Source organism: Streptomyces sp. NPDC058955 (assembly GCF_042741435.1).
Taxonomy (GTDB): Bacteria; Actinomycetota; Actinomycetes; order Streptomycetales; family Streptomycetaceae; genus Streptomyces.
This window is the reverse complement of sequence record NZ_JBHYKM010000141.1, coordinates 11,841-17,817: the sequence shown is the minus strand read 5'-3', so window position 1 is coordinate 17,817 and position 5,977 is coordinate 11,841. Positions and strand designations below refer to the sequence as shown.

Genomic DNA, 5,977 nt, shown 5'->3' with positions numbered 1-5,977 from the left:
CCACCCCCCGCCGCGCCCCCCCCGCGGCGGCCCGGGCCGATCTTTTCCTTACGACGTTCCTGCGGCGCTCCAGGCACACTGGACGGCATGACGACCGGCGCACCGCCCCCTCACGCTCCCCGGCGCTCCCGCGCGCGCACCCTCCTGCCGCTCGGCCTCGCCGCCTGGCTGGTCCTGGAGATCTGGCTGCTCACCGTCGTGGCGAACGCGGCGGGCGGGCTGACCGTGCTGCTCCTGCTCATCAGCGGCGCCGTCCTCGGCGCCACCGTCATGAAGCGGGCCGGCCGCCGGGCCTTCGCCAATCTGAGCTCCACCTTCCAGCAGGCCCAGGCCGCCGCGCAGAGCGGCACGGTCCCGAGCGCGGCCGACCGGAAGGGCGCCGAGGACCGCAACGGCTTCCTGATGCTGGGCGGCCTGCTCCTGATGATCCCCGGCCTGATCTCCGACGCCGCCGGCCTGCTGCTGCTCGTGCCCCAGGTCCGCACGGCCCTCGGGCGCGCCGCGGAGCGGGCCGTCGAGCGCCGGATGGCCGCGGCACCTCCCGGAAGCCTCCAGGACGCCTTCCAGCAGGCTCGTATGCACCGGCCGGACGGAAAGGTGGTCCAGGGTGAGGTCATCCGCGACGACGCGCCCCAGGGCCCGTACGGCCCCGGTGACGGACAGCGCCCGCCCCTGACGCCCTGAGCGGGGCGCACGGGCGGGAACGCCGAGGGGCCCGGTACACGGATCGTGTACCGGGCCCCTCGGCGTTGCTCTGCCGTGGCGTCCGTCAGGCGGACTTGCGGCTGTCGCGCGGATGCACCGCGATGTTCATGGCGCCGGAGCGCAGGACGGCCAGCCTCTCGGCGAGGACCTCCTCCAGCTCCTCACGGGTACGCCGCTCCATGAGCATGTCCCAGTGCGTACGCGCCGGCTTGCCCTTCTTCTCCTCGGGTCCGTCGCCGTCCACCAGAAGCGCCTGGCTTCCGCAGACCTTGCATTCCCACTCCGGCGGAATTTCCGCCTCCACCGAGAAGGGCATCTCAAAACGATGGCCCTTCTCGCATGCGTACTCCACGGCCTGGCGCGGGGCCAGATCGATGCCGCGGTCGGTCTCGTAGCTGGTCACCACGAGGCGCGTGCCGCGAAGAGCTCGCTCACTCATGAATCGTGCCTCCCGGGCTTGTCGCCCACAGGACAGGTGTCGCTGTCGTCGTCATCCGGTCAACGTCCGGTCGGCGATAAAGATTCCCGTTCCGGGTCATGCGTCGCCCGTCGTGCCGCCCCTTGTTGTACCCACCAGTGCCCGTTTTGTCACATCTGGCGGCAGATGTGACACGGCGTCTTCACCAAAGCAGCACGCAGTAACGGTCCGCCTGGCAGGCCAAACGCGTACACTACCGGCCTTTCACTTCCGCGTCTAAATTCGCTCGGGTACGACATTGCCCGCCTCGTGCGCGGCGTCCCGTACGGGGACCCTGGCGAGCAGCGCGAAACCGGCCACGAAGAAGATCACGAGAGAGATGATGGCAGCTCGATAGCTGTCCGTCAGCTGATACACGAGCCCGAACATCAGCGGACCCAGCCAGCTCAGTCCGCGGTCGCTCAGCTCGTACGCCGAGAAGTACTCCGCCTCCTTCCCCTCCGGCACCAGGTGCGAGAACAACGAGCGGGACAGCGCCTGGGTGCCGCCCATCACGAGCCCGATCGCCGCCGCCAGGCAGTAGAAGAAGACCGGCGCCCCGGCCGGCAGCAGATATCCGGCCATGAGGATGACCGTCCAGACCACGAGCGCGCCCAGGATCGTCCGCTTGGCGCCGTACGTCCGGGCGAACCGGGCCATCAGCAGGGCGCCCGCCACCGCGAGCACCTGCACCAGCAGCACCGCCGTGATGAGCGTGGTCTTCTCCAGGCCCAGCTCCTCCTCGCCGAAGATCGCCGCCTGCGAGATCACCGTCTGCACCCCGTCGTTGTAGACCAGGTAGGCGAGCAGGAAGGCCAGCGTCAGCGGGTGCGCGCGCATGTCCCTGATCGTCGACCGGAGCTGCCGCCAGCCCGCGCCGACCGCCCCCTCGCCGGCCGGCCGTCCGGCGCCGGCGGGAGCGGGCGGCAGCCGCCGGTCGCGCAGCCGCTTCAGCGGGATCAGCGCGAAGGCGCCCCACCAGAGCCCCGCCGAGGCCAGACAGATCCGGACCGCCTCGCCCTCCTCCAGGCCGAAGGACTCGTGGCCGGAGTACAGCACCAGGTTCAGCACCAGGACCAGGGCGCCCGAGGTGTAGCCGAAGGCCCAGCCGCGCGAGGAGACCTCGTCGCGCTCCTCCGGGTCGGCGATCTGCGGCAGATAGGCGTTGTAGAGCATCATCGCCACCGCGAAGGAGGCGTTCGCCACGATCAGCAGGAAGGTGCCCAGCAGGTACCGGGTGCCCTCCAGGAAGAACATGCCGGTCGTCGCGCCCGCCCCGAGGTACGCCGCCGCCGCGAGCAGCGGCTTCTTGCGGCCCCAGCGGTCCGCCGCCGCGCTCACCAGCGGCATCGCGATGATGGCCACCACCAGCGAGACGGAGACGGCGTACGGGAAGAGCGAACCCGGCGCCACGGGTATGCCCAGCGGGTACACCAGCCTGCCCTCGCCGCCCGCGGCGTTCTCGGCCACCGACTTGAGGTACGGCCCCAGGAACACGGTGACGACGCTGGTCGAGTAGACCGAGCAGGCGAAGTCGTAGAAGTACCAGCCGCGCTGCTCCCGTCTGCGCGCGGCGGGATCGGTGATGGGTCCCTCAGGACCGGTCGTCTCGGCGGTCACGGCCGCACGCCCCCTCGTTCGTCCCCGACGCCGGGACGCCGGCTCGGCCTCAGGCCCATGTCCCACGGGCGACCAGGACCTCGCGCAGCGTCTCCAGATGATCGGTCATGATGCCATCGACCCCCAGGTCGAGGAGAGAGTCCATGCGCTCCGGATCGTTCACGGTCCACACGTGGACCTGGAGCCCGCGCGCGTGCGCCGCCCGGACGAAGCGGCGGTCCACCACGCGGATCCCGCCCTGCGTCTCCGGGACCTGCGCCGCTACCGCGCCGGCCCGCAGCGGGGCCGGCAGCCCGAGCGAGCGCATCCGCAGGGCCGCGACCCCGGTCACGCCGTACGAGGTGGCCAGCCGGGGGCCGGCGAGCCGCTGCGCCCGGGCCACCCGGGCCTCGGTGAAGGAGCCGACCAGGACCCGGTCCCAGGCGTCGGTGCGGGAGATCAGGTCCACCAGCGGGGCGAGCGCCGACTCGGTCTTGAGGTCCACGTTCCACCGCGCCTCGGGGAACTCCTGCAGCAGGTCCTCGAAGAGCGGCAGCGGCTCCTTGCCGGCCACCCGGGCCTCCCGCACCTCTGCCCACGGCAGGTCGCGGATCTGGCCGGTGGCGTCCGTCACCCGGTCCAGGGTCGCGTCGTGGAAGGCGACGAGGACCCCGTCGGAGGTGGTGTGCACATCGGTCTCGAAATAGCGGAAGCCCGCCGCGGCGGCCCGGCGGAAGGCGGCCGCGGTGTTCTCCAGGCCGTCCGCCGTGCCGCCCCGGTGGGCGAAGGGCAGCGGGTGCGGGTGGTCGAGGTAGGGGTGGCGTACGCGAGTCACCGCCGCAGTATGGCGCCTTCCGGTGACTCCGCGGCGACCCCGGTGCCGACGCCGTCCGACTCCGGGACGGCGAAGAGGCGCAGGAAGAGCTGGGCGAGCGGGCCGATCGACAGCGCGTAGAGGACCGTGCCCACGCCGACCGAGCCGCCGAGCAGGAAGCCGGTGGCGACGACCGCGATCTCGATCAGGGTCCGGGTCAGCCGGATCGACCGGCCGGTCAGCCGGTGCAGCCCGGTCATCAGGCCGTCGCGCGGGCCCGGCCCGAAGCGGGCCGCGATGTACAGACCGGTCGCCACGCCGTTCAGCACGATGCCCAGCGCCAGCAGCAGGATCCGGACCGGCAGGCCGTGGCCGTCCGGGAGCAGCGCCAGCGTGCCGTCCATCGCCAGGCCGATCACGAACACGTTCGACACCGTGCCCAGGCCCGGCCGCTGCCGGATCGGGATCCACAGCAGCAGCACCACCGCGCCGACGACGATCGACACCACCCCGATCGTCAGCCCCGTCCGCTCGGCCAGGCCCTGGTGGAGCACGCCCCACGGCTCCAGCCCGAGCCCCGCCCGGACCAGCAGGGCCGAGCTGATCCCGTACAGGGTCAGGCCGGCGTAGAGCTGGACGAGCCGACGGGTCAGATGCCGGCCGCGCGAGCCGGAGGCGATGGACATGGACGTGCCCCCCCTGGGGTGGTGACGGGTGTGGGGTCGCGGCCCGGTGTGGTGACGGTGGACCGACTCATGACACTCTGTGGCGGGAGAACGGATGCCAACCATGGCCAATTCGAGGAAGGTGGACTGATTTCCATGGCTCAGTGGACTTCGGCCGTCGGAGCCGCCCAGCTGGCGCGGCAGCTCCAGGCGCAGTCGCCCCGCCCCGCGGGCCCCGGCACGCGGAAGCCGCCCGCCTACCGCGCCCTCGCCGACGGCATCCGCCTGCTCGTCCTGGAGGGCCGGGTGCCGGTCGCCGCCCGGCTGCCCGCCGAGCGCGAACTGGCCCTCGCCCTCACCGTCAGCCGCACCACCGTGGCCGCCGCCTACGAGGCCCTGCGCACCGAGGGCTTCCTGGAGTCCCGGCGCGGCGCCGGCAGCTGGACCGCGGTCCCGGCCGGCAACCCGCTGCCCGCGCGCGGTCTCGAACCGCTGCCGCCGGAGACCCTCGGCTCCCTCATCGACCTCGGCTGCGCCGCCCTGCCCGCCCCCGAGCCCTGGCTGACCCGCAGCGTGCAGGGCGCCCTGGAGGAGCTGCCGCCGTACGCGCACACCCACGGCGACTACCCGGCCGGGCTCCCCGCGCTGCGCGCCATGCTCGCCGAGCGCTACACCGCCCGCGGCATCCCGACCATGCCCGAGCAGATCATGGTCACCACCGGCGCCATGGGCGCCATCGACGCCATCTGCCACCTCTTCGCCGGCCGCGGCGAGCGGATCGCCGTCGAGTCCCCCTCGTACGCCAACATCCTCCAGCTGATGCGGGAGGCCGGCGCCCGGCTGGTCCCCGTCGCCATGTCCGAGGGGCTCGGCAGCTGGGACCTCGGCCGCTGGCGGCAGGTGCTGCGCGACGCCGCGCCCCGGCTCGCGTACGTGGTCGCCGACTTCCACAACCCGACCGGGGCCCTCGCCGACGAGGACCAGCGGCGCGGGCTCGTGGAGGCGGCCCGCGCGGCCGGCACGGTGCTCGTCGTCGACGAGACGATGACCGAGCTCCACCTCGACGACGACGTCGAGATGCCTCGCCCGGTCTGCGCCTTCGACCCGGCCGGCTCCACCGTCCTCACGGTCGGCTCGGCCAGCAAGGCGTTCTGGGCCGGGATGCGGATCGGCTGGGTCCGCGCCGCGCCCGACGTCATCCGCTCCCTGGTCGCCGCCCGCGCCTACGCCGACCTGGGCACGCCCGTCCTGGAGCAGCTCGGCGTCAACTGGCTGATGCGCACCGGAGGGTGGGAGGAGGCCGTCACCCTGCGCCGGGCGCAGGCCCGGGAGAACCGGGACGCGCTCGTCGCCGCGGTCCGCAAGGAGCTGCCGGAGTGGGAGTTCGAGGTGCCGCGGGGCGGGCTGACCCTCTGGGTGCGCACCGGCGGGCTCTCCGGCTCCCGGCTGGCCGAGGCGGGCGAGCGGGTCGGCGTCCGGGTGCCGTCCGGTCCCCGGTTCGGCGTCGACGGCGCCTTCGAGGGGTACATCCGGCTGCCGTTCACCGTCGCGGGACCGGTCGCCGAGGAGGCCGCGAGCCGGCTCGCCGCCGCGGCCCGGCTGGTGGAGTCGGGTCTCGGCGGGGGAGTGGAGCCGCCCCGGACGTTCGTGGCCTGAGCCTCCGGACGGTCCCACGCGCGCGTGGCGACGGGGGGCGGGCAGGGGGGGCACCGCGGGGGGCGCCCCCCCCTCCCCCCC

6 protein-coding genes are annotated in these 5,977 nt (G+C 73.4%); 2 read left to right on the top strand and 4 right to left on the bottom strand.

Going from position 1 to position 5,977, the window contains the following annotated elements:
• Window positions 1-87 precede the first annotated feature (87 nt).
• Window positions 88-684: an FxsA family membrane protein gene (gene fxsA, locus ACFW1I_RS33990; protein ID WP_384677225.1), complete on the top strand. Its 597-nt coding sequence runs from the start codon at window positions 88-90 to the stop codon at window positions 682-684.
• A gap of 85 nt (window positions 685-769) precedes the next feature.
• On the opposite strand, the gene ACFW1I_RS33985 is transcribed toward fxsA, so the two are convergent.
• The 4 genes from ACFW1I_RS33985 to ACFW1I_RS33970 all read right to left on the bottom strand — a co-directional run bounded on the left by ACFW1I_RS33985 (window position 770) and on the right by ACFW1I_RS33970 (window position 4,261).
• Complete coding sequence (locus ACFW1I_RS33985) at window positions 770-1,144, bottom strand: RNA polymerase-binding protein RbpA (protein ID WP_026278069.1); 375 nt, start codon at window positions 1,142-1,144, stop codon at window positions 770-772.
• Window positions 1,145-1,399: 255 nt separating this feature from the next.
• Window positions 1,400-2,782 (bottom strand): MFS transporter, encoded by a 1,383-nt coding sequence (locus ACFW1I_RS33980; RefSeq protein WP_384677223.1) that lies wholly within the window; start codon window positions 2,780-2,782, stop codon window positions 1,400-1,402.
• Between the two features lie 49 nt (window positions 2,783-2,831).
• Entirely contained in the window at window positions 2,832-3,596 is a 765-nt protein-coding gene (locus ACFW1I_RS33975) for a glycerophosphodiester phosphodiesterase (protein ID WP_384677221.1), read from the bottom strand.
• The gene (locus tag ACFW1I_RS33970) at window positions 3,593-4,261 is read right to left on the bottom strand and encodes a YitT family protein (RefSeq protein ID WP_384677219.1); all 669 of its coding nucleotides are present in this window, start codon (window positions 4,259-4,261) and stop codon (window positions 3,593-3,595) included. Before ACFW1I_RS33970 ends, ACFW1I_RS33975 begins: the two co-directional genes overlap by 4 nt.
• Window positions 4,262-4,396: 135 nt before the next feature.
• Between ACFW1I_RS33970 and ACFW1I_RS33965 the strand changes: the two genes are divergently transcribed.
• Window positions 4,397-5,896 carry a PLP-dependent aminotransferase family protein gene (locus tag ACFW1I_RS33965; RefSeq protein WP_384677217.1) on the top strand — a complete coding sequence of 500 codons (1,500 nt, stop codon included), beginning with the start codon at window positions 4,397-4,399 and terminating at the stop codon, window positions 5,894-5,896.
• Window positions 5,897-5,977: the final 81 nt, after the last annotated feature.